Source organism: Myroides phaeus, assembly GCF_900099675.1.
Lineage (GTDB): Bacteria > Bacteroidota > Bacteroidia > Flavobacteriales > Flavobacteriaceae > Flavobacterium > Flavobacterium phaeum.
Genome location: NZ_FNDQ01000016.1, coordinates 26,041 through 49,220, shown reverse-complemented (window position 1 = coordinate 49,220; position 23,180 = coordinate 26,041). Strand labels below are relative to the sequence as shown.

Sequence of the window (23,180 nt, the reverse complement as noted above, 5' to 3'; positions counted from 1 at the left end):
TTGATATATAATTTAAACCAATTCGCTATCATAGGAATCCTTACACTTTTTTTTATCTGTATTGCTTACTCAACCCTCTTCACTGATCCTGATGAAGAAGTTGAAACATTTACTTTTTGAACATCACCAACGTATTGAACGCGCCCTGATGAACTTGCTCTCCCTACTACCTCATCAGAAACAGTAAAAATCATTGAACCTGATGAGCTTGCACGGCCATCTAATGTCTTTGTAGCAAATTCTCTTGCTTTGATATTTCCAGAACTTGATGCTGATGCATTAACCTCATTTGCTTTTCCTGATGCAATAATTTTACCTGAACTACTCACTCCAAAGCTTGCTTTCTTACTTGTTAAACCGACCTCTACTGATGAAGATGAACTGGCAGATAAACTTGCATTACTCATCACCGTAAAGCTTCCTCCTATTTTAGCAGATGAACTTCCTTCTATTGTCAAGTCATCCGCTTTAACTAAGGCTCCTTCATATCTTCCTGAACTTGATGCTGTCACTGAGAAGTGCTTAGCTTTTGCTTCGTTGACCAAATTAAAACGAGCTGAAGATGACACTTGTACTCCTTCTAACTTAGGGTTGTGAATTGTAACAACAACTGACTTCCCATTACTTCCCATATAAACAACCTTATTTCGCTTTCTCTTTTCTTTTGACTCAATGTAAACCAATAAACGCCCATTTGCGTTTACTTCTGTTTTTACACGATCTAATAACTCTTGGTCTTCTGCATCAACAACTACTGATTTAGGTTCACCATAGGTAAACTCAACTCTAATTCCCTGTGATGCTTTTACGTTATCAAAATCACTTACCTGGCGCGTTTCTTTTACTTGTGCAAAAACACTGCTTCCTACTAATAAGAAGAACATTACTAATTTTTTCATATCTATTCGTTTTTGAGGGTTTCTATTTATTATTCGTATTTGATGTATTTCAAAACATTTATTCTTGTTGCTGCATAAGCTCTACTCAACACAATGAGTAAAGTCAAACACAGAATAACAACAAAACTTATTACAAACACGCCCCACCCTATTTCAATGCGGAACGCGTAATTACTCAACCATTTATTCAAAAAGTAATAACTCGGAAAGACTGCAATAGCAAAACCAAGCACACAATAAACCACGTATTGCATACTCAAACGCTTTAATAAGCTACTGGTATCCGCCCCTAACACTTTGCGAATTGCCACTTCTTTTAGTTTAGTACCAATCGTAAAAGAGGATACTGCAAACAATCCAAATAAGGCAATGAACAACACTACATAATTCAATACACTAAATACTTTTCTCTCCAAGAGAACTCTATCAAATGTTTTGGCAAATTGCTTATCTACAAACTCATACGTAAATGGCTCTTTCTGCCCTATATTATACTTATTCCAAATTTTTTCAACAGTTTTCAAAGCAGACGGAATATCCTCCTGATTAAGTTTAATAGAAACTATCGCAAACTGTGTTTTTATACGTTTATTAGTATTCAATTGTGTGTACATCTTTGGAGGAACTTTACTCTCAAGTCCAGATGTATTGAAATTGGTAACCACACCAATTATTTGATATTTATAATTCTTTCCTTCTATAAACTTTCCGATTGGAGAAGACTCTTTCATTGACTCTACGAAACTTTCATTTATCACAACATTACTGATACTATCGGAAGCAAATTCTTTAGCAATATTCCTACCTTCCTTCATTTTAATTTCATACAAATCAAAATATTCATAATCCATTGCAATTTGCTCTGTCAAAATATTTTCTTCTTTATATGGATAATAAGTAAAAACGCCTGATCCTCCTCTACCTCCAAAATGAGAAGAACTAATAGCTACTCCTTCTACGCCAGGCATTTTTAATAACTCTTCTTTGAAATTAAAATACTTATGTAAACGCTCTTCTCCTTCATCCCAGCGTTCCTTGTCCATAAAAGGAATTCCAATGACTTGATCTCCTTTAAATCCCAAATCTTTATTTAGCATAAAGTTTACTTGTTGATTTACTATAAGAGAACCAATGGTGAAAAAACAAGCAATAGCAAATTGAATTACTAAAAAAGTGTTCTTCACAAAATCACCTTTTTTACTGCGGTGAAAGCTTCCTTTAAGAACAGAAAGCGTTTCATAGTTTGCTAAATATAAGGCTGGAAATCCTCCGACGATAAAAATCGTACAAATTAAAATACCTATTAATATGGGCAAAAATTCTACTATTGAAAATACCATATCTGCCTTCACAAAGACGTTTACAAAAGGTAGTATTAACTCTACAAAAACAATACTTATTAACAATGAAATCACAACTGTTATCAAGGCTTCAAACAGACCTTGTAATACAACATCTTTTTTATTGGCTCCAATCGCTTTTCGTATTCCTATTTCTTTTCCTCTGCCTAATATTTGAGACAAAGTCAAATTGATATAATTGAACACAGACAACACCAAAATCAAAACAGATAAACCACTCATTATCTTAAGCATCTGTATGTTTGAATCTCTTTCAGGAAAATGGTATTCATTTCCACTTAATCTCAACCCTTTTAGCACGTATAACTCTGGTTCTGTATAGAACTCATTGCGTTGTTCTTTCATTAGCTCTTCTACACTTATACCTTTTGATAAAGCTATAGGCTTATAGTAATTCTCTAAAAAAGCTTGATTGATTGCTTCTCTTACTTTTCCTGAATCTTTTGTTTTAACCAACAAAGAAAAATTAGAAGTGTACCAATTATCATTTGTCAAAACATCGTCGTTTAGATCTCTCAAAACTATATTAGGGCTAATTGAAGCCTTTTTTTTACTTACTGAATAAACTCCAGAAACAATATAATGCTTGTCTTTTATTACAATTTCTTTCCCTATAGAGTTAACTCCCTTTCCAAATAATTGTTCCGAAATATCTTGTTCTATCGCTACATCATTTGGGTTTTTAAAAACCGTTGAAGTACTCCCATAAACAAAATCGAAAGGAAAAAAAGAAAAAAAGTTATCTTGTGTTAAAAACACCTTTTCAATAGTCGATCCTTTTCCGTTATACTCAACTAATTCACTCGTATAGCCTGAATTATAGTACATATAATCTTCAACTACAGAAGAACTCTCTTTGATTGTTCTTCCTAATGGCATAGGCTGACTTGAATAGGTGATTGTCTTTCCTTTATTCATTACAACATAAACCTCTTCTTTATTTGGATTCCATTTGTCGTAGCTTGATTCCTCTAAATAGTACAAAGACGATAATATCACTGACAATAAACCAATAGCCAAACCAATCACAGTCAGCAAGAAATACATCTTGTTCTTAACCGTGTGGTACCAATATATTTTCAACCAATTTTTTATCATCTTATTCGTATTTGATGTATTTTAAAACATTAATTCTCGTTGCTCTCAAAACTTTTGTTGTCAATATCAAGAGTATCAACCCTAACAAAAGAACGAAGGCGTATATAAAAGGTAATAGTTCTATTTCTTGTCGATAACTAAACCTCATTAACCATTTATTCATCAACCAATAGGTTGGATAAACTACCAAGGCATATCCTACAATTACCATTATCACATAAGGCAATAACAACTGCCTTAGCATCTGCCCTGTATCAGCACCTAAGACCTTGCGTATAACTATTTCCTTTAATCTGCGCTCAACCACAAATGAAATCACAGCGTATAACCCAAATAAAGAAATTAGCACTACGGCAACAATCCACAATACAAACATATCGCGTTGTGATAGCACTTTTTGATACGTCTGAGCAAACTGCTCCTTCACCAAAATAGGTTCAAATGGATATTCATAATCTACATTAACCAACCAAAATGCTTGTATGCGTTCTAACGTTTCCTCTTTTATTCCCTCGGCAATACGAATAGAAATAGATTCTATACTGTATGGCAAAAAGTCAATGTCTTTCCAGTTGAATAAAACCATTGGCTTAATCACTTCGTCAAACCCATCTCGGTAAAAATTGTTGATAACCCCTTTTACGATATACGTATTCCCATCAAAAGAAATTATCTCCCCAACTACTTCATCTGCTCTTTTACCTACTTTATCAACAAATTGTTGATTAACCACCACTGTTGACAAACTATCTACTGCAATATTAGCTTGAGCAATGTGCTCAAAACCGAGCATCTGTATATAATTATCATCTACTCCTTCCATCACAAAATCAGTAATCTTATTCAATCCTAAATAAGCGGTATAATTGTGATTAACTGCTTTTGCACGATATGAAATAGTTGATAAAGAAACATCCTCTACTCCTTTTATCCCTTGTAAAGCCTCGACTAACTTGTCGTTTCGGTAAAACTTACGTCTTATTTGTTGGGTGTATAACTTCACTTGGTAAACATTATCTCCTTCAAAACCTAAAGGTTGTTTTTGCATAAATCCTACCTGATTGTTAATTATCCAACCGACAATTAAAAAGAAAAAAGCAATAACAACTTGTACAGTTACAATTGTACCTCGCCAACCAGCTCCTTTATATCCCTTTACAAAAGGGGCATTAGTTAAGTTTCTAAGTGCAATATAATTCGCGTATAAAGCAGGAAGAACTCCTCCAAAACAAATAACCGCTAACAACAATAGCACAAGAACACCTATTAGTTTTCCTATTTCAAATTGAAGTTCACTATGTAAAAAATTGTTGTAAACAGGCAAACTCAACTCCACAAATACAAGCGCTAAACACAAAGCGATTACAGCATTTAAAACTGTTTCGAAAATTATCTGTCCTACTATCTGTCTTTTTGATGCACCTATAATTCTTCTAATTTTAAACTCCTTAACTCTTCTCAAAACATTGGCTTGATTAAGGCTGATATAGTTTAAAATAGCTAAGAAAAATATCAATAGAGAACTTCCAAAAATCAACTTTACAGTCTCTATTTTTGAACGACCTTCTAACAATGCTGTCTGTTTAGAATCGAAGCGACCTTCTTTTAACGATGACAACTTAACTGCTATTTTATCTCCCGCATCATTGTCGTATTTGTTTTGTTTTCTCTTTTCGTAATATTCTGCACTAACCTTTTTACTGATATTTTCCAGTGGCTGCTCTTTCGAAATTCTAACCACTAAACCAGACGTATTCTCTTGCCATAGACTTGGCGAATCTGCAGTATTCCACTCAATATTAGCAATTACAACATCTGGCATTATCGTTGCTTTTTGGTTCAAACGATATACTCCATTAACCACATATTTTTGATGTGCTAATGAAAGTGTATCTCCTATTGGATTTACTTCTCCAAAAAAGCGCTTTGCCGTTTGCTCTGAAATCGCCACAGACAACTCTTTATTAAAAACTCTTTCTGGTTGACCATAGATAAAATCGAAATTATAAAAGTCAAAAAAAGTCTTCTGTGTATTTAAAATTTTATTGACAATACCTTGTTCTTGGCGACTTTCTCCATAAAAATCAATGTACTCTAAGGCAAAATAGCAATAGCTTTCTACTTCTCCTGCTTGCATTAAAGAAGGTCCTACACCTGCGGGAATTAAGACGGAGTTTCCTTGTTCCCCCATTTCAATATTAACTTCATATAATTGGTCTATATCTGTTATCCATCTGTTGTAGCTGTACTCCTCTTTCAAGTGTACAACTGCCATTAAAACAGATGCTATACCAATAGCTAACCCAAGGATATTCCACAGAAAGAACATCTTAGTCTTACCGATATAATTCAGATATATTTTAAACCAATTTGTTAACATCGTAGTTTACTTTGCTTTAACAGACCCCATCGAATCTGTGTATTTTTTAAGTGTTTTAGGCGTGTTGTAGTAAATCACACTCCCCATAGAGTCTGCATAGGCATTTAGGCTTTCCGTAGGATATACTTCTGCTTTTCCCATCGAATCTGCTTCTACTTTTACATCTTTAGCAACCAAGCCTTTCCCGTTGAAATACGCGGCACTGTCAATATTCACAGTTAATGTTTCTACATCTCCTGTTACTACAGCCTTACCTGCACTATCCAAATTTGCTTTAATAGTTTTCGCTACAATATCTCCCTCGTATTTACTGGCTGAGTCAATATTTAAAGAAACTGTATTCGCTTGAAATGAACCTGACAGATACCCATTTGAATCCAAATTAATATTGATATTGTCTCCGGTTGCTCTTCCTGATAAAATTACCTTTGAAACTGTACTTACGTTATAACTAACAATTCCTTTTTGAGCAATGGAAACCTTAATACTACCAATACTGCCCTTAAAATTTCTCTTTCTATTACCGCTTGATAAATCAACGTAAATTTTCTTTCCTACTTGTCTTACACTTATTGCATCAGCCCCTTCTTGTTTGGTTGTAATGATGTCAACTGTTTTAGAATCCTTTGTAGGGTCCACAGTTACTTCAATAGGCATCGAAGTATATAAATGAGTTGCCCCACCTGTGATTGTTATTGTTTGCTTTCCTTGTGCACTCATTAACCAAGTACACAACATCAGCAATAAAGTCAATATAAAACGTATCATATTCTTACTTTTTTTAGTCCGCAAAGACATCTACAATTTTGGTATTTACCTTTTCTGAAAGAATCATTCCGTCTTTCATCAAAATAGTACGCTCTGAATAAGAAGCATCGTGATTAGAGTGGGTTACCATTATAATAGTTGCCCCTTGTTGATGTAAATCTGTCAACAACTCCATTACCTCACTTCCATTTTTACTGTCTAAGTTACCCGTAGGCTCATCCGCCAAAATAATCTTAGGGTTATTAATCAATGCACGACCTACTGCTACACGTTGTTGTTGTCCTCCTGATAATTGTTGTGGATAGTGCTTTAAACGGTGGACAATATTCAAGCGTTCTGCTATTTCCATTACGCGTTTTTTGCGTTCTCCACTTGGCACTTTATTATATATTAACGGCAATTCAATGTTGTCATAAACAGATAACTCGTCTATTAAATTGAAGTTTTGAAATATAAATCCAATGTTTTCTTTTCTAATCTTTGCACGTTGACTTTCTGTCAAACCCACCATTTCTTTGCCTAACAGTAAATAACTTCCTGATGACGCATCATCTAATAATCCGATGATATTTAACAATGTTGATTTTCCACATCCTGAAGGTCCCATCACTGAGATAAACTCTCCTTCTCTCACTTCTAAGGATACTTTGTTTAATGCTGTTGTCTCCACTTCCTCTGTTTGGAAAATGCGAGACATCTCTTTAATTGATATTACCATAACTAATCCTCTATATTTAAATGTTCAACTCTCAAATAATCTTTATAACTCGATACAATCACTTGCTCTCCAACTTCTAATCCAGATATCACTTCATAATATGCCGGATTTTCTCTTCCTATTTCTATATTTCGCCTTTGGGCTTTGTTATTTTTAACCACATACACCCATTCGCCTTTTGTGTCTTGATAAAAGTTTCCTTTGGCTAATAATACTCTCTTTTCTTTTCCAGACAAGAATAATTTAACCCCGAAACTTGTTCCTTCTTGTAATTTCAACTCACCTTCAGTCAAAAATTTCAACTGTACTTCAAAGCGGCCACTTTTTACTTCTGGCAATATCTTCGTTACTTCTACAGCTGTAATGTGTCCTTTTAAATCTACCTGCCCTTTTTGTCCTATAACTACCTTGTCTAAATAAAACTCATCAACTTGTGCAACCAACTTATACCCCTCCATTACATCTATCTTTCCAATACTTTCACCTGCTTGATAGGTTTTCCCTAATACAGCTTCAAAAGAAGATAACCTTCCAGAAATAGGAGCTTTCAATAAAAAGTTGCCTTTGTTTTCTTTCAACTTCTCTAAGCTTTTCGCTAAGACAATCAGCGATTTATCCATTTGTTGTAACTGTACTTGATTACTTTGCTTTTCTTTAGCAATACTCTCTTCCATCAATGCTTTTCGCTTTTTTTGATAAGACAATGTCTCTTTTGTTTTATCCCAATCACTCTGAGAAAGTACCTCTTGGTCATATAGTTTTTTGTTTAACTGATATTGCAATTCGGCATTTTTATAGTCGTATTCGATGCTAATCAAATCTTTTGTTAAATTTAACTCTTGACTTCGAATATTCATCTTATTCACATTCAAATTATTCATTTGTTCAATTAGCGATGCTTCTTGAGACATAAAACTGAACTCTGCAGTTGGATTATATATGCGTACTAAAGGTTCTCCTTTTTCAACCATACTCCCATTTTCTACAAAGCGTTCCTGAATAGACCCTCCCTCAACGATATTCACCAACAAAGAATGTAGTGGTTCTACTTGTGCCTGAAATGAAATATACTCCTCAAAAAAGTCTTCTGTAACTTCTCTAATTCTTATCTCTTTTTTAGGTATATTTAAGACTACCGTTTGAAAAAATGTAAAGTAAGTAGCTAACAATAAAAGTATTATTCCCGTTATAGTAACTAATACTTTAAGTTTTTTTCTATTTTTACGAGGAAGGGCTCTGTCCATACTAACTCTATTTTTCTTTTACAATGAGAAAAATGTGCCAGTAGACTAAAAAACAATATACCCTTAAATAACAACACCTTACACAAAAAGACAAAATCAACGTGTCCGATAACGAACACTTTTTTGTCCGCTTTTAAAACAGCAATAAATTACTATGAGAAAGATTATAGCCAACATATTAGTTTTAGACGACAATCCGGAGATTTTAATCGCGGCTAAAATGTTATTGAAACGTCATTTTGAAACAGTAAACACAAATACAAATCCTAAAAAAATAATAGAGTATTTAGGAGAAAACAGTGTTGATGTAGTTATTTTGGATATGAATTATCGCGTTGGTTTTGAAGACGGAAAAGAAGGTATTTTCTGGTTTAAAGAAATTAAACGGCTATCGCCTGCTACACAGATTATCTTAATGACGTCTTATGGAAATATTGAAACGGCGGTTGAAGGAATTAAATTAGGGGCTACGGATTATATTTTAAAACCTTGGAACAACGATGCATTGATTGAAACCGTTAAAGGAGCAGTCAAACAAGCCCGTAAAAAAGAAAACTTACCTCTTGTTTCTTCTGAACAAGACAAAGTTTTTATTGGTGAAGCACCGAGTATTCAAAAGGTATATGCTATGGCAAATCGCGTTGCTAAGACGGATGTTAATGCGCTTATTTTAGGAGAAAATGGTACGGGTAAATACGTATTAGCTAAGTATATTCACGACAACTCCCTAAGAAAAGACCAACCATTTATACACGTTGATTTAGGCTCGTTGAATGAAAACTTATTTGAAAGTGAATTATTCGGGTATGCTAAAGGGGCTTTTACAGATGCTAAACAAGATACAGAAGGCCGTTTTGAAGCAGCAAATGGTGGTACTGTTTTCTTAGATGAAATTGGAAATGTGCCTTTGCACTTACAAGCAAAACTACTTCAGGTAATTCAGTCAAAAAGTGTTATTCGATTAGGAGAATCTAAAGTTCGCCCTGTAGATATTCGAATTATTACAGCTACTAATGCAGCAATAGAACAAGAAGTAAATAACAAACTATTTAGAGAAGATTTATATTATCGAATTAATACGGTAACCTTACAGCTTCCTCCTTTGAGAGAGCGAAAAGAAGATATTAGTCCGCTTTTATCTTTCTTTATCAATGAATACGCCTCTAAATACGAGAGAAGCATTCCTGTGGTAAGTCAACAAACAATTTCTTCTTTAGAAGCTTATGATTGGAAGGGTAATATTCGCGAAATGCAAAATCGCGTTGAGCGTGCTTTAATATTAACAGATGAAGCTGAATTAAAGTTAGCTGACTTTGGTATTTCTCAAACAATGATAAATGATAGTCCTGTTGAAGAAAATACGCTACAAGATATGGAGCGAGTTTCCATTTTAAAGGCCTTAGAAAAACACGAAGGCAATATTAGTCAAACGGCAGAAGAGTTAGGTTTATCACGTGCTGCCCTTTATAGAAGACTTGAAAAATACAATATTAAAAACTAAATAAAGTACGCAATATGTCTTTTCACACTAAAGCATTTATACGCATCGTTTTAATACTTCTTTTAGGAGTATTAGCTATGAATTTATATTCACAGGGATTGTACTATTCTTTGCTATTAGTAGTATTGCTAATTGCTGTTCTTTTTGTGGAATTATACTTTTTTCAAAAGAAGTATTACAACACCATTGACCGCATATTATTAGCGATGATTTATGATGACTTCTCTTTGAAATCAAATAAACCACAAGCGAATGAGACAATGAACAATTTGCAATTGCTCTATCAGAAATTACAGAATAAACAACAAGAAAATGAGGTTAGAGAATTGGTGTACCTCAACATTCTAAACAATATAGAAACGGGAATTGTTATCCTTGAAAAAAAAGAAGACAAATGGGAAGTGTTTTTGATCAACGATTACTTCTCTCATTTGTTTGATATTCCAAAGGTAAAATCGTGGACTAACTTAGACCGCCTATTACCTGCATTGACAAGTCATTTACAACACTTAGGCTTTAAGGAGTCGAAAGAACCTATTGATATTAAAATTGAAAATGACGAAAAACAGACTTTCATTTTACAAACTTCAACAACGGTTAGCCAAAATCAAGAATACTTCATTGTTCTCTTAGATTCTATTCAAAAGGTATTGGACAAAAAAGAAAGAGATACGTGGGAAAATCTAATGAAAATTATTTCTCACGAGATTATGAATTCCCTTACACCTATTCACTCTTTAGCTCATAATACACAAGAAATTTTAAATGAAGAAACTCCGCTGACAGATGATGATATAGACGATTTAAAGGTGAGTATAAACACTATTGTCAATAGAACAGATCACTTGCAACAGTTTATCAATAACTACCGCAAGTTGACAATGATGCCAAGTCCTAAAAAACAATTAGTAGCTGTGGCTGATGTATTGAAAAACAGTATGGAAACATTGTCTCCTTTGTTTAAAAACAAACAAATTACCTTAGCGTATAACTTTGAAAGTAATCCTACTCTTGAATGGGATGTGCATCAAATGGAACAGGTAATCATAAACTTATTAACCAACGCGATGTTTGCTGTTAATAAACAAGAAAGTAAATTAATACAACTCCACCTTTTTGAAAAGAACAATCGCTTGTGGATTGAGGTTATTGACAATGGTCCTGGTATTGAAGAAGCAATTAAGGATAAAATTTTTATTCCTTTCTACACTACGCGTGAAGAAGGGGCAGGAATTGGTCTGCCGTTGTCTAAAAATATCGTGGAAATGCACAATGGTTATCTTTCTTATAGTCGCAAAGAGGAAACGACTGTATTTACTTTAAACTTCCCTCTTAACTAAAAATGATTAATTTCTAAATAGTAAACACCATTTACTTCACTTAACGTTTAGTACTTGGCATTGCTATAAAAGTATTCTTAGGCTGTTTAGCTACTGTATTGTAATGTCCTACGCTTTGGTTACTTGTTGTCAATTTCTTTAAATTCGCCAGACTACAACACTATGCCTGAGAATATATTTGCCTTTAAAGAAAATTTCTTTTTGACGTGCTACACCACCAATTACATCTTATAAAAAAAGGAGTATAATTTTCTGTCAACAAAGACAAATTACACATATAGCCTAATTTAAACAACTCTTTTAAAATACAATAACAAAGCTCTATTTTTAGACTTATCTGAGGCTTATCTGACAATCCTCCGACAGTTGTCCGACTAAAATGATGCTCAGGCCAGTAAACTCGGACAATTGTCAGAGAATTTTGCGTATATGTCAGAGAATAACTAATCTAAAAATTGGACTAAATTATACTATAAATCCTACTGCTAACAAGAGAATACAATCCTAATAGCATTTACAGGCCCTTTTACAGCAAGGGATACAAGAGATTTATCTTTTTTACACAGCCTTTTTTGAACAAGAAAAAAGTTTTATAATTAACTACAAAAAAAAGGATTGAAATAGGTTAATTTGGACAAAAAACAACTTTTGAATTGTGTTTTTATAGAAAAAAGCTTTAAAAAAGAGTCATTAAATTACTTTTTAATTCAAAAAAGTGGTGCAGAAACCAATGGTACTTTTTACTTCTCCGCCTTGTTTTTCACAAAAGAAACTAACTGATATAATATATAAAGACCAGAATAATTACTATTCTACACATACAGGGGGTATCCACAATAGTTCTTGGAAGTCTTGAACTTTATTGTCTTTAATAACAATGCCTTCGCTCTCTAAAAGCTGTTGCATAAGATTAGTTCCATCAAAATGATGTTTACCACTTAATAGTCCAACGCGATTTACAACGCGATGTGCGGGCACTGTGTCGTCAAAATGAGAAGCATTCATTGCATAACCAACCATTCGAGCCGACTTTGCAGCTCCTATCACCTTTGCAATAGCACCATAAGTTGTAACTCTTCCTTCAGGTATTTGCCTTACAACGGCATAAACTCGTTCAAAGAAATTGTCTTTGTCTGCCATTACGAAAACAGTTTATAAATGGTAATTAAACTGATTATTCCTGTGATTGAACCAATCACATAATTGATATTTTTGAGGATAAAAGCATCTTCACGTGAAGGCTTTTTAAAGAAAGAAACGTAGATGTAAAACATTAATCCAGAACCTAAAACAACTCCTAATGAAAAGAAACTTGTATAAATCATCTCAAAAATGGGATAATTGTAACTGGATAATGTAACACTTAAAAATACGTAATATGGTATTGGAAATACATTAATAGCAGCTAATAAACCTCCGTATAAAAAAGGAGACTTAAGCTTAGAAGGACTTTGTTTTTTCTTCTTCTCTTTTTTCTTAGCAAAGAATAAAAAGTAAATAGTTAACAACCCAAAAATAACAAGCCCTATTTCGTGTAATGCTTCTGTTATAGCAGGACTCGAATCAATTAACTTTGCAAAAAAGATAGCGATATAGGTTTGAACAAATATTACAGCCAAAGCACCACAAACGTATAAAAACGCTTGCTTACCTCCGTCTTCTTTAGCTATTTTTACGGCAGTCATATTAAGCAACCCGGGAAGGGAAACTCCCAGAGTTGCTGCAAAAAATCCTAATAATAGTAATGTAAATATCTCAAATACCATTCTACTTAATTCTAAATTGAATGTAAGTAATCGCTTTGTTTTGCTCTAAATATTGAGATTCGTAGAACGTTTGAATTTCAGTTACTACAGCTGGAGCACCTTCATTTTTGTAAACGTGGTGGTTAGCGTAAAGCACTTCGTGTCCTTCACCGTGTAATAAACCTAAAGTATAACCGTGCATAAACTCACTGTCAGTTTTTAAATTCATTATACCATCTTCTTTTAAAATACGCTTATAACGCTGTAAAAACTCGCTATTTGTCAAACGGTGTTTTGTACGTTTGTACTTGATTTGAGGATCAGGGAAAGTAATCCAGATCTCACTAACTTCTCCTTGTGCAAAAGCGTATTCAATTAATTCAATTTGAGTACGTAAAAAAGCTACATTTTTCATTCCAGAATCAACAGCAGTTTTTGCACCTCGCCAAAAACGAGCTCCTTTGATGTCTATTCCAATAAAGTTCTTTTCAGGAAAACGTTTAGCTAACTCAACGGTGTACTCTCCTTTTCCACATCCTAACTCAAGGATAATTGGATTGTCGTTTTTAAATACTTCTTTACCCCAGTTACCTTTCTGTGGTAAATTTTCAAGCATTTCTTCTCTTGTAGGTTGAAACACGTTGTCAAAAGTTTCGTTCTCTCTGAATCGCTTTAATTTATTTTTACTTCCCACGTTTTATTCAATTAAAAATTTGCGCAAAATTAAGTAATTATACCGAAAGTAAAATTTTTTATTTTTTTCTTTAACGCTATCTGTCAATAAGATACAGATTTTATTTTTCAAGCTTACTCGTTAAAGCCTTTTCTAAGGTAAAGGAAAATTCAGAACCGTAGCCATAACTACTCTCTACATAGATGTGTTCATCGTGAGCTTCAACGATATGTTTTACAATAGAAAGTCCTAATCCAGAGCCTCCTACTGTTCGTGAACCACTTTTGTCGATGCGATAAAAACGTTCAAATAAACGAGAGATATTCTCTTTTTTAATTCCTGTTCCGTTATCCGTAACTCTCACGATTAATTTATTCTTCACAAGGTCTTCTATACTTACTTCCGTAGTTCCTTTTTCTTTACCGTATTTAATCGAGTTGTCAATTAAGTTCGTTACAACTTGACCAATGCGTTCTTTATCTCCTACGACATAAATAGGCTTGTCATAGTTCATATCAAAAATCAAGGAAATATTGCGCTTTTGGGCTTTATATTCTAAAAAGTTAAACGCATTTTGAATAGTCTCCACAATATCAAATGTGGTTAGATTTAAATGAAGTCGACCTGTTTCTAATTTTGTAATCATATCCAAGTCTTGCACAATATAGATTAATCGCTCTACACTGAGACTTGTGCGTTCTAAATAGTTATCACGCACTTCTAAATCATCAATAGCACCATCAATTAGTGTGTCTAAGTAGCTTTGAATTGTAAAAAGAGGGGTTTTTAATTCGTGAGAAATATTGCCTAAAAATTCACGTCTATACTCTTCACGAACTTCTAAGGACTCTACTTCTATTTTTTTGTTTAAAGCAAACTTTTCAATCTCTTCTGTGAGCGTTTTAATATCCGTAGTCACAGATCTTGGTCGTAATTCACTATGCTCTAAAAGTGAGACATTGTCATAAATTTTTTTTATTCTACGGTATATAAAGTACTCTACCCTATATTGTAAAATAAAAAAGGATATGGTGTAAAGAAAGACACTATAAAGTAAAAGATACCACAAAGAGATCTCTAAAAAGTAAAAAGTAAAAGGAAATAAAACAATAAAACTAATCAAAGTAATAACAGATGATGACTTTATTGCAAACTTATAAGAGTTCTTAAACTTAACAGCCATTGATTAATCTTCCATTTCAAATTTATAACCAACTCCTTTAATAGTCTTGATAATATTCTCGCCAAGTTTACTGCGAAGTTTTTTTACGTGAACATCAATTGTACGATCATTTACTACAACATCAACTCCCCAGATAAGGTCAAGAATTTCATATCTATCAAATACTTTACCTGGATTAGAGCTCAGTAATGATAACAATTCAAATTCTTTTTTAGGTAATCTTATCTCTTCGTCTCTCAAGAAAACCTTATACATCACTCTATTAATAACTAAGTCCCCAAAAGAAACAGCATCTCCATTATTTTCATCATCATTTGTAAAACGTCTAAGCAATCCTTTTACTTTACCAATTAAAACTTTTGGTCTTATAGGCTTAGTTATATAGTCATCTGCTCCAGCATCATATCCTGCAACTTGAGAATAATCTTCTCCTCTTGCTGACAAAAATGCAATTACTGTGTTAGAAAGACCTTTCATCTTTCTTAGCCCTTCACACGTTTCTATACCATCCATTTCAGGCATCATAACGTCAAGCAATATCAAATGTGGCTTTACTTTTCTTGCTGTTTCTAATGCTTCTGCACCACTATTAGCAATAAAAATCTTGTAACCTTCTTTTTTTAGATTGTAATTAATTACGTCAATAATATCCGGGTCATCATCTACCAACAAGATTTTAATCTTCGAGTTTTTCATGATTTCAACAATGTTTTACCTTCCAAATATAGAATATTAAATAGAAGTAAACACCTACTTTACAATTAATTAATGTGTTAACAATTAATTAATATTAGATTACTAAAGCATAATATTAGATTAATGCTATTCAATAAAAAACAAAGGTTATTTGCATTCATAAACACAACTTTTAAATTTTTATGAAAAACTACCTATCATTTATTTTTTTATTGGCAACTGCAATAGCCTTTGGTCAAAAAGCAGAAATCAAAGGAAAAATAACAGACAACACAACTAAAGAACCTTTACCGTATGCCACAGTTAGTATTAAAAATACATCTATTGGAGTAAATACAGATCTTGATGGAAACTACTTATTAACTTTAGATCCGGGTACGCACACAATCATTTTCGAATACATTGGATACCTTCAACAAGAACAAAAGATTACCGTTGTAGCCAAAGAAAAAAAATCACTTAATATAGCTTTACAAGATGAACACGTAGAGTTGGAAGGCGTAGTTGTAACTGCTACTCGTTCTAAAGCAAGAGAATCTGCTTTATTGATTGAACAACAACGCTCTGCTGAAATCAAACAGCATATTGGTTCTCAAGAACTTTCTCGAAAAGGGGTTAGTGATGTTGCTACTGCTGTGACAAAAACAACAGGAGTTTCTAAACAAGAAGGCTCTGGAACTATCTTCGTAAGAGGATTAGGTGATCGCTACAATAGTACTTCTTTCAATGGTTTGCCTCTTTCTTCAAATGATCCAGAAAAGAAAAATATCAGTTTAAATATCTTTAATACGGATATTGTAGAGTATTTATCTATCGATAAAACATATAGTACTCGTAATTATGGGGATTTTGCTGGGGGTAATATTGATATTATTTCTAAAAAACACAGCGGAGAAGGTTATGTACAGTTGGGGGTTAGTTCAAACCTTAACACAAATGCTTTTGATCAAAATAGCTTTAGAACAACGGGTAATAGAAATTATATTGGTTTTTCTAAAAAAGATATTCCTACTAATCCTTTGGCTGCTTATACCTTTACAAATACCACACAGACTAACGAAAGAACGCCATACGGATTAGGTCTTAGCTTAGATGGTGGTAAATCTTTTTACTTTGGAGCTGAGTCGTCTTTAAATTTATTTGCTACAATTTCTTTTAGCAATAATTTCAAACATAAAAAGGGTATTTCTCGCACAGCACAAGCGCAAAACGACTTTACTAAGAACTTAGATATGGAGTCTTTTGAATACAATACAAATACTACTGCAATGTTTAATGCTGATTATAATATCAATTCTAAAAACAGCATTAAATACAACGTATTATTCATTAACGACTCTCAAGAAAAGAACGATGAATATCGCGGATTTATTAGAGATATTACGCTTGATAATACTGACTATACTTTCTTAAATAGACAAAACTACAAACAAGATATGTTGTTTGTTAACCAATTGTTGGGTACGCATAACTTAACAGAGCAATGGGACTTAAATTGGGGAGTTACATATAACCGCGTTTCGGCACAAACTCCTGATAGACAACAGTACACAGTCAATAAGCTAAAAGATAGCGATGCTTATAAATTTTCAATCAATTCAAGATCTGATAACAATCGTTACTTTGAAGACCTTACTGAAAATGAAATTGCTGCTAACTTAGCTGTAGATTATAAATTCGGTAAAAATGAAGAGAATTTATACAATGGTAAACTTACTGTTGGATACAATATGAGAAGTAAGGAGCGTAAATTTGAAGCAACTCAATTTGTATTCCAAATCAATAATGAATACAATAATAACATTAATCCGTATGCTTTAGATCAGTTCTTTAATCAAACTAACTTTGAAAACGGATACTTCAAAACGTATACGTTTAGAGGTGGTGTAAATACGCCTGACGCATTAAAACCACAAACTTATAATGGTGATTTACTTATTAATGCTGGTTTTGCAAATGTGGAATATAAATTGTCAGACAAATTGTCTGGTATTGTAGGATTGCGTTTTGAAAAAATATCTCAGGATGTTGATTGGCAAACGCAATTAGATGTTATAAAAACAGAGAATAAGTTTTCTAAGAATGCATTCTTGCCAAGTTTATCATTGAGATACGCTGTAAATGATAAAAACAATTTAAGATTTGCTTTTTCTAAAACATATACTCTGCCTCAGTTCAAAGAAAGAGCGCGTTTTATTTATGAAGATGTAACAGAAATTAAAGTGGGTAACCCTGACTTATACGCTTCTGATGACTATAACTTTGACTTAAAATGGGAGTTTTTCCCTACTAATGATGAAGTGTTTTCTGTAACTGGTTTTGGTAAGTACATCGAAAATCCAATCAATGAGATTGTTTCTTCTTCATCTTCAAATGACATTACGTATGCTAATACGGGTGATTATGGTTATGCAGCAGGAGTTGAAATAGAGGTTAGAAAAAACTTAATCAGCTTTGATGATGTGAATACAAATAAAATTACTGGTGGTGTGAATGCTTCAATTATGAAAACATACCAAAAGTTAGACAACGAAAAAGTAAACCGTGAAAACAAATATCTAAGTACTTCTTTTACACACGAAGATGCAAGTTTTACAGGGGCATCAGACTTCTTATTAAATGCTGACATTTCATACATCAAGGAATGGGGGGATCAAAGTTTGACTACTACTGTTTCTTATGCACACTTCTCTGATAAATTATATTCTTTAGGTACTGAGCAAGGAGGGAACTTAGTTGACAAATCATTTGGAATGTTAGACTTCTCTTTTAAAATGAACTTCTCTAAAAATTTTGGAATGAGTTTTACAGCTAAAAACTTATTAGATCCAAAAATTGAAAGAAAACAAGAAAATCTAACAAAAGACATATTAGTACAATCGTATAAAGTTGGTTCTAATTTCAGTTTAGGCTTCAATTATACATTTTAACGTTGTGTTTAGATAAGTAACTTTTCGAGGGAACTTATGCCGGTTGAATTTGAATTCAACCGGTTTTTTTTTGACCATCATCAATATGCTTCTTCTCGTAAATATTTAAAATATTGCTGTCAATCTTATACACTTACAAACAACTTTACAGTAGCACAGGTAGATCTCTGAAAATAGAAATATAATCTGTAGTTCCGTTTAACGTCATACAGATTATCAATAGGTAAATGTAATTGCTCTGATAAAAAGGTAAATAGCTAATATGCAGATATAGTTTATTTAGTTTAATAGAACAAGTACAATCATATTCCCTTCTTATCTCATCAATCTGAAATCCATTAAATATAATAATCTGCCAAGATTACTCGCGTACTATTCCCCCTTGAAAAACAAGTAATTTACCTAACTAAACTTCTTTGTTGTCTTAACACAAAAGACATACAAGTGGCTCATATTTAATGTTTTCATCACACTTCATTAACACACTGGTAATATTACAGCTGCATCTTTGTTACAGAAAAAAAACTATAACACTTTTAAATTATGAAAAAGCTACTTAGACTTGGATTAACACTATCATTAGCGTCAGTATTATTTGTAAGCTGCTCGTCAGACGACAACTCAAACAATACAGGTAAACCTGGAGACGGAGGAACAATTACTCCACCAACAACAGAAAACTCAATTGGAGGGGAACTTAAAAAAGGAGAACACTTAAAACTTGAGAAAAACAAAACATACAGCTTAAAAAGTAAACTTGTAGTTGGAGATGGTGCTAAGTTAACTATTCCTGAAGGTGTTGTAATCGTTGGAACAGGAGGAACAAGCGCTTATATCGCTGTTGCTCAAGGAGGACAAATCTTTGTTGAAGGAAATAAAAATAATCCAGTTGTAATGACTGCTGCTGAAAAAGAAAGAGGTAGCTGGGGAGGTTTAGTACTATGTGGAAAAGCTCCTATCAATAAAGGAACATCTGCTACTGCTGAAGTATCAGACTTAACGTACGGAGGAAACGTTGCAAATGACAACTCAGGTTCAATCAAGTATTTAAGAATTGAATATGCAGGAGCAAACTACAACAGTGAAAAAGAATTTAATGGTCTTTCAATGTTTGGAGTTGGTAGCGGTACTACTATTCAATATGTACAAGCTCACGAAGGTTCAGATGATGGTTTTGAGTGGTTTGGTGGAACTGTAAGTGCGCAATATTTAGTATCTACAAACAACGATGACGACCAATTCGATTGGACTGAAGGGTGGAATGGACAAGAAAACAAATTTTGGTATTCTAAACAATCAGGAACTGCAGATAGAGGATTTGAAGCAGATAATAACAGTAATAACAGAAGTGCAAACCCATATTCTGATCCAAAAATTGATGGTGTTACTTTAATCTCTGCTAAAAAAGGAGAAGGTACTGCCTTAAAATTACGTGAAGGTACTAAAGGTCAAATCTCTAATATTGTATTAAGCGGATGGAAAGTAGGTATCGATGTTGAACACGATGAAACACTTGACAACGTATCTAAAGGATCTTTATTTGTTAAAAATGTACAGTTAATTGATGTAACAACTAAAGTTTCTGGTAAAGACACAAAAGGAAATGCTTCTGATGCAACTAAAGTACTAAGTGAAGCAAATAACAGTGGTGCTGGTAATGGTGCTGGTGTTCCAGAATGGACAAAAGGATGGACAGTGGGATTATAACATATCACTTTTCAAAATAAAAAATGTTAAAAAAAAGCGTATGCCCTAAAAAGCATACGCTTTTTAATTTTTTATTAGAATAATTATTACTACTTTTATACCATAATTTCTCTTAGATGGCAAATAAATACTTTTACACTATCGTATTGTTCATTACAATGTTAGGCGCAAGCTCAGCATTCGCGCAAAGTGGATTGCGTTACAATGAACCAAGATTTTCGAACCAGAATATCGAAGGGCTATCTATATCCCCTAACCCTGCTGCTGCCAGCGGAAAGTTGTATATAGAATCGACGAAAAACGACCCTAAAGAGGTTGAGCTTTATAATGTAGTGGGTAAAAAAGTATTTGCAATGACTATGAATACAAAAGAACTTAGTTTGCCTTACAGCGTTAATGCAGGAATTTATATTATAAAGATTAGAGAAAATAATGCTACTTCTACAAGAAAGATTGTTATCAAGTAAGCATTTTTAAAATATTAGATTTAACTGAAAAAGAGCATCGCATAAAAGTGATGCTCTTTTTTTATTTGTACTTTTGCCTTAAAATATTTTGTACCGTGTTTAAACCAGAAGAAATTATACAAATTCAAACGAAGAAAGAATTTCATAAAATTGCTATGAAAGTCTTTCGTTTTCAGTATGAAAATAATCCTGTATATCAACAATTCTGTAACTTATTAGAAAGAACTCCTACCAATGTAAAAACATTAGTTGATGTACCTTTTTTACCTATCCAATTCTTTAAATCAAAAGAGGTATTAAGCTCTAAAGATCCTATTAAAACTACTTTTACAAGTAGTGGTACAACAGGAATGGTAACAAGTAAACATCACGTAACAGACCTGTCTTTCTACGAGGAGAGCTTTAGAGCTGCTTTCTCACACTTTTATGGAAATATTGAAGACTACGTAGTCTTAGCTCTTTTGCCTTCTTATTTGGAGCGTGAAGGATCTTCTCTTATTTATATGGCTGAGGACTTCATCAATTCTTCTAATCATCCTGAAAGTGGTTTCTATCTTCACAATTACGAAGAGCTATCTTCTAAATTAATAGACTTAGACCAACAAGGAAAAAACATTCTTCTTATCGGAGTTACTTATGCTCTTCTTGATTTAATCGAACTGAATAAGTTTGACCTAAAAAATACCATTATTATGGAAACAGGAGGAATGAAAGGTCGTAGAAAAGAAATGATCCGAGAGGAATTACATAAAATATTATGTGACGGATTCGGTGTAAATAAAATACACTCAGAGTATGGAATGACAGAATTACTGTCTCAAGGGTATTCTTTTGGAGACGGTATTTTTGAATGCCCACCGTGGATGGATATCCTTACGCGCGATCCCGAAGATGCTTTAACTTATGTGGAAGAAGGTAAAACAGGAGGAGTTAATGTAATTGATTTAGCGAATATAAACTCGTGTTCATTTATCGCAACACAAGATTTAGGAAAGAAATACTCAGATGGAACTTTCGAAATACTTGGAAGATTTGACAATTCTGACATACGAGGTTGTAACCTTATGGTAGTATAAAAAAAGGAGCTATTAAGCTCCTTTTTTATTCCTTATTTTATTTTTCTAATAAGTCCATTTTCTCTGCGAAATAATCACAAAAGTCTTTCATTGTAGCAGACATCTTTTCGTCTTCTGTCGCTCTTTCAAAAGTATCCGCCATAGCTACTAATGTTTGATGAAAGAATTTTTTCATTTCATCAACAGGCATATCTTTTGTCCATAAATCAATACGCAAAGTTTCTTTTACTTTGTGATCCCATATAGATAACAACATCGCTTTTGAAGCAGCATTTTCAACACCACCGTCTTTTGCAGTCCATGATATATTTTCTGGAACGCGATTTTCATCTAACTCTACTCTAATTTTTATATCAGAAACGTGATTTTTACTCATTACTTTCTCGGTTTGTATTTTGATTGTTCGAAAATTTCTTTTCCTTGTGTATTAAAAAGTTGTTGCAAAGTTACATTATTATTTTTCATATACGAACGTACAATTTGCCAACCTAACCAAGCCCCTACTTTTCCTGGACTATCTGTATCTATGTCTAAATAGAATTTAGAAAAAGGTGCAGGCTCTATAAAACGGGTACTTAACTTTGAATCTGTTTCAAATAACAATTGATTTTCAACAAAATAACGCCACATATATTCTTCATTTTCCCCACACCAAGCTAATTGTTCTTTGGTATAACCAATTAAATTTTCCTTATCAACTCTTGGCAACAATAGCTCTTTTGCGTATAACATCTTCCCTTGTTGAACCATATTTGCTACAAATGTTCTGTCAGTATTCGGTCGCATTTTCTGCATCACAAAACTCTCTGCTAAATCTGGTAATATCTGACTTTTGTCAAACGTTCCTCTTAAGTACTCCGGGAAATTCATATAAAATCGGTGGTCCTTACCTAAGTAAGTATCCAAAGCAATCAAAGCTAAACTATCAGCATATATTGCCTTCACAGAAACATCTACTTCTGAAATTGCTGTTATTACTTTCTTTTTTGTACCCTCTTCAGGAAAGTAATATTTTATATGCTTAAAGAATGATTCCAAATCCTTTGGCAAAGCACCCAAATCTTTATATTGTTTCTCTACTTCTTCATTTAACTCTTGAAAAATTGTATCGCTCTTTTTCTCAATCCAAAACTCATCTGTAAGTTGAGCTGGAAACATATAAGGAAACTTTTGTTTTACTGCAGGTAACTCTTCTGCTTTACTTGCATAAAATATTTCATCAAAACGCTCTACTTGCATTTCAACAGGAATAGCACCTATTTCCTTTTCGAGTTGACTTTCTTTATTGCCACATCCAACATAAAAAAGACTACTCACAAACAAAACTACAAGGGATAAATTACTAAATTTGAAAAATGTCATCTTGTTATATTTTTATACCGAATACAAATATA

At 33.1% G+C, this 23,180-nt stretch carries 19 protein-coding genes; 6 read left to right on the top strand and 13 right to left on the bottom strand.

Annotated elements, in window-relative coordinates; all coding sequences use genetic code 11:
• Positions 1-65 precede the first annotated feature (65 nt).
• From BLT46_RS09210 to BLT46_RS09185, 6 genes are read right to left on the bottom strand one after another with little or no spacing between them, the layout of a single operon-like run.
• Positions 66-899, bottom strand: a complete 834-nt coding sequence (locus BLT46_RS09210) for a GIN domain-containing protein (protein ID WP_090409504.1) — start codon at positions 897-899, stop codon at positions 66-68.
• A gap of 29 nt (positions 900-928) precedes the next feature.
• Positions 929-3,358: an ABC transporter permease gene (locus BLT46_RS09205; RefSeq protein ID WP_090409502.1), complete on the bottom strand. Its 2,430-nt coding sequence runs from the start codon at positions 3,356-3,358 to the stop codon at positions 929-931.
• Between the two features lies 1 nt (position 3,359).
• Positions 3,360-5,738, bottom strand: a complete 2,379-nt coding sequence (locus BLT46_RS09200) for an ABC transporter permease (protein ID WP_090409500.1) — start codon at positions 5,736-5,738, stop codon at positions 3,360-3,362.
• Between the two features lie 6 nt (positions 5,739-5,744).
• Complete coding sequence (locus BLT46_RS09195; RefSeq protein WP_090409498.1) at positions 5,745-6,506, bottom strand: GIN domain-containing protein; 762 nt, start codon at positions 6,504-6,506, stop codon at positions 5,745-5,747.
• A 13-nt stretch (positions 6,507-6,519) separates the two neighbouring features.
• The gene (locus BLT46_RS09190) at positions 6,520-7,203 is read right to left on the bottom strand and encodes an ABC transporter ATP-binding protein (protein ID WP_176770744.1); all 684 of its coding nucleotides are present in this window, start codon (positions 7,201-7,203) and stop codon (positions 6,520-6,522) included.
• A gap of 23 nt (positions 7,204-7,226) precedes the next feature.
• On the bottom strand, positions 7,227-8,468 hold the full coding sequence (locus BLT46_RS09185) for an efflux RND transporter periplasmic adaptor subunit (protein WP_090409494.1): 1,242 nt from the start codon (positions 8,466-8,468) through the stop codon (positions 7,227-7,229).
• Between the two features lie 154 nt (positions 8,469-8,622).
• Here BLT46_RS09185 and BLT46_RS09180 point away from each other — a divergent pair, with 154 nt between their 5' ends.
• Both BLT46_RS09180 and BLT46_RS09175 read left to right on the top strand, forming a co-directional pair.
• A complete protein-coding gene (locus tag BLT46_RS09180) occupies positions 8,623-9,969 on the top strand; it encodes a sigma-54-dependent transcriptional regulator (protein WP_090409492.1) in 1,347 nt (448 codons plus the stop codon).
• 14 nt (positions 9,970-9,983) lie between these two features.
• A complete protein-coding gene (locus BLT46_RS09175) occupies positions 9,984-11,309 on the top strand; it encodes a sensor histidine kinase (RefSeq protein ID WP_090409490.1) in 1,326 nt (441 codons plus the stop codon).
• An 807-nt stretch (positions 11,310-12,116) separates the two neighbouring features.
• Here BLT46_RS09175 and BLT46_RS09170 read toward each other — a convergent pair.
• From BLT46_RS09170 to BLT46_RS09150, 5 genes are all read right to left on the bottom strand, one after another.
• Positions 12,117-12,449, bottom strand: a complete 333-nt coding sequence (locus BLT46_RS09170) for an MGMT family protein (protein ID WP_090409488.1) — start codon at positions 12,447-12,449, stop codon at positions 12,117-12,119.
• Positions 12,449-13,075: an amino acid permease gene (locus BLT46_RS09165; protein ID WP_090409487.1), complete on the bottom strand. Its 627-nt coding sequence runs from the start codon at positions 13,073-13,075 to the stop codon at positions 12,449-12,451. Before BLT46_RS09165 ends, BLT46_RS09170 begins: the two co-directional genes overlap by 1 nt.
• 1 nt (position 13,076) lies before the next feature.
• Positions 13,077-13,748 (bottom strand): tRNA (guanosine(46)-N7)-methyltransferase TrmB, encoded by a 672-nt coding sequence (trmB, locus tag BLT46_RS09160; RefSeq protein WP_090409485.1) that lies wholly within the window; start codon positions 13,746-13,748, stop codon positions 13,077-13,079.
• A gap of 100 nt (positions 13,749-13,848) precedes the next feature.
• Positions 13,849-14,910 (bottom strand): sensor histidine kinase, encoded by a 1,062-nt coding sequence (locus BLT46_RS09155; protein ID WP_090409483.1) that lies wholly within the window; start codon positions 14,908-14,910, stop codon positions 13,849-13,851.
• Between the two features lie 3 nt (positions 14,911-14,913).
• Positions 14,914-15,606, bottom strand: a complete 693-nt coding sequence (locus BLT46_RS09150; protein ID WP_090409481.1) for a response regulator transcription factor — start codon at positions 15,604-15,606, stop codon at positions 14,914-14,916.
• 182 nt (positions 15,607-15,788) lie between these two features.
• Between BLT46_RS09150 and BLT46_RS09145 the strand changes: the two genes are divergently transcribed.
• The 4 genes from BLT46_RS09145 (at position 15,789) to BLT46_RS09130 (ending at position 21,786) form a co-directional block, all read left to right on the top strand.
• Positions 15,789-18,536 (top strand): TonB-dependent receptor, encoded by a 2,748-nt coding sequence (locus BLT46_RS09145; RefSeq protein WP_090409479.1) that lies wholly within the window; start codon positions 15,789-15,791, stop codon positions 18,534-18,536.
• Positions 18,537-19,079: 543 nt separating this feature from the next.
• Positions 19,080-20,243 carry a hypothetical protein gene (locus BLT46_RS09140; protein WP_090409477.1) on the top strand — a complete coding sequence of 388 codons (1,164 nt, stop codon included), beginning with the start codon at positions 19,080-19,082 and terminating at the stop codon, positions 20,241-20,243.
• Between the two features lie 116 nt (positions 20,244-20,359).
• Positions 20,360-20,710 carry a T9SS type A sorting domain-containing protein gene (locus tag BLT46_RS09135; RefSeq protein WP_233269313.1) on the top strand — a complete coding sequence of 117 codons (351 nt, stop codon included), beginning with the start codon at positions 20,360-20,362 and terminating at the stop codon, positions 20,708-20,710.
• 95 nt (positions 20,711-20,805) lie between these two features.
• A complete protein-coding gene (locus tag BLT46_RS09130; RefSeq protein WP_090409475.1) occupies positions 20,806-21,786 on the top strand; it encodes a LuxE/PaaK family acyltransferase in 981 nt (326 codons plus the stop codon).
• Positions 21,787-21,823: 37 nt separating this feature from the next.
• Here the strand turns inward: BLT46_RS09130 and gldC are convergent, their stop codons facing one another.
• Both gldC and gldB read right to left on the bottom strand, forming a co-directional pair.
• Positions 21,824-22,162 carry a gliding motility protein GldC gene (gene gldC, locus BLT46_RS09125; protein ID WP_090409473.1) on the bottom strand — a complete coding sequence of 113 codons (339 nt, stop codon included), beginning with the start codon at positions 22,160-22,162 and terminating at the stop codon, positions 21,824-21,826.
• Positions 22,162-23,148, bottom strand: a complete 987-nt coding sequence (gldB, locus tag BLT46_RS09120) for a gliding motility lipoprotein GldB (RefSeq protein ID WP_090409471.1) — start codon at positions 23,146-23,148, stop codon at positions 22,162-22,164. The genes gldC and gldB overlap by 1 nt, the downstream gene beginning before the upstream one ends.
• Between the last annotated feature and the right edge of the window lie 32 nt (positions 23,149-23,180).

Bases quoted from the DNA above. Each gene is read 5' to 3' on its own strand.
- BLT46_RS09145 (WP_090409479.1), top strand. From the start codon at position 15,789: ATGAAAAACTACCTATCATTTATTTTTTTATTGGCAACTGCAATAGCC.
- gldB (WP_090409471.1), bottom strand. From the start codon at position 23,148: ATGACATTTTTCAAATTTAGTAATTTATCCCTTGTAGTTTTGTTTGTG.
- BLT46_RS09135 (WP_233269313.1), top strand. From the start codon at position 20,360: ATGGCAAATAAATACTTTTACACTATCGTATTGTTCATTACAATGTTA.
- BLT46_RS09180 (WP_090409492.1), top strand. From the start codon at position 8,623: ATGAGAAAGATTATAGCCAACATATTAGTTTTAGACGACAATCCGGAG.
- BLT46_RS09170 (WP_090409488.1), bottom strand. From the start codon at position 12,449: ATGGCAGACAAAGACAATTTCTTTGAACGAGTTTATGCCGTTGTAAGG.
- BLT46_RS09210 (WP_090409504.1), bottom strand. From the start codon at position 899: ATGAAAAAATTAGTAATGTTCTTCTTATTAGTAGGAAGCAGTGTTTTT.
- BLT46_RS09200 (WP_090409500.1), bottom strand. From the start codon at position 5,738: ATGTTAACAAATTGGTTTAAAATATATCTGAATTATATCGGTAAGACT.
- BLT46_RS09205 (WP_090409502.1), bottom strand. From the start codon at position 3,358: ATGATAAAAAATTGGTTGAAAATATATTGGTACCACACGGTTAAGAAC.
- BLT46_RS09165 (WP_090409487.1), bottom strand. From the start codon at position 13,075: ATGGTATTTGAGATATTTACATTACTATTATTAGGATTTTTTGCAGCA.
- gldC (WP_090409473.1), bottom strand. From the start codon at position 22,162: ATGAGTAAAAATCACGTTTCTGATATAAAAATTAGAGTAGAGTTAGAT.
- BLT46_RS09140 (WP_090409477.1), top strand. From the start codon at position 19,080: ATGAAAAAGCTACTTAGACTTGGATTAACACTATCATTAGCGTCAGTA.
- BLT46_RS09185 (WP_090409494.1), bottom strand. From the start codon at position 8,468: ATGGACAGAGCCCTTCCTCGTAAAAATAGAAAAAAACTTAAAGTATTA.
- BLT46_RS09175 (WP_090409490.1), top strand. From the start codon at position 9,984: ATGTCTTTTCACACTAAAGCATTTATACGCATCGTTTTAATACTTCTT.
- BLT46_RS09195 (WP_090409498.1), bottom strand. From the start codon at position 6,506: ATGATACGTTTTATATTGACTTTATTGCTGATGTTGTGTACTTGGTTA.
- BLT46_RS09190 (WP_176770744.1), bottom strand. From the start codon at position 7,203: ATGTCTCGCATTTTCCAAACAGAGGAAGTGGAGACAACAGCATTAAAC.
- BLT46_RS09150 (WP_090409481.1), bottom strand. From the start codon at position 15,606: ATGAAAAACTCGAAGATTAAAATCTTGTTGGTAGATGATGACCCGGAT.
- BLT46_RS09155 (WP_090409483.1), bottom strand. From the start codon at position 14,910: ATGGCTGTTAAGTTTAAGAACTCTTATAAGTTTGCAATAAAGTCATCA.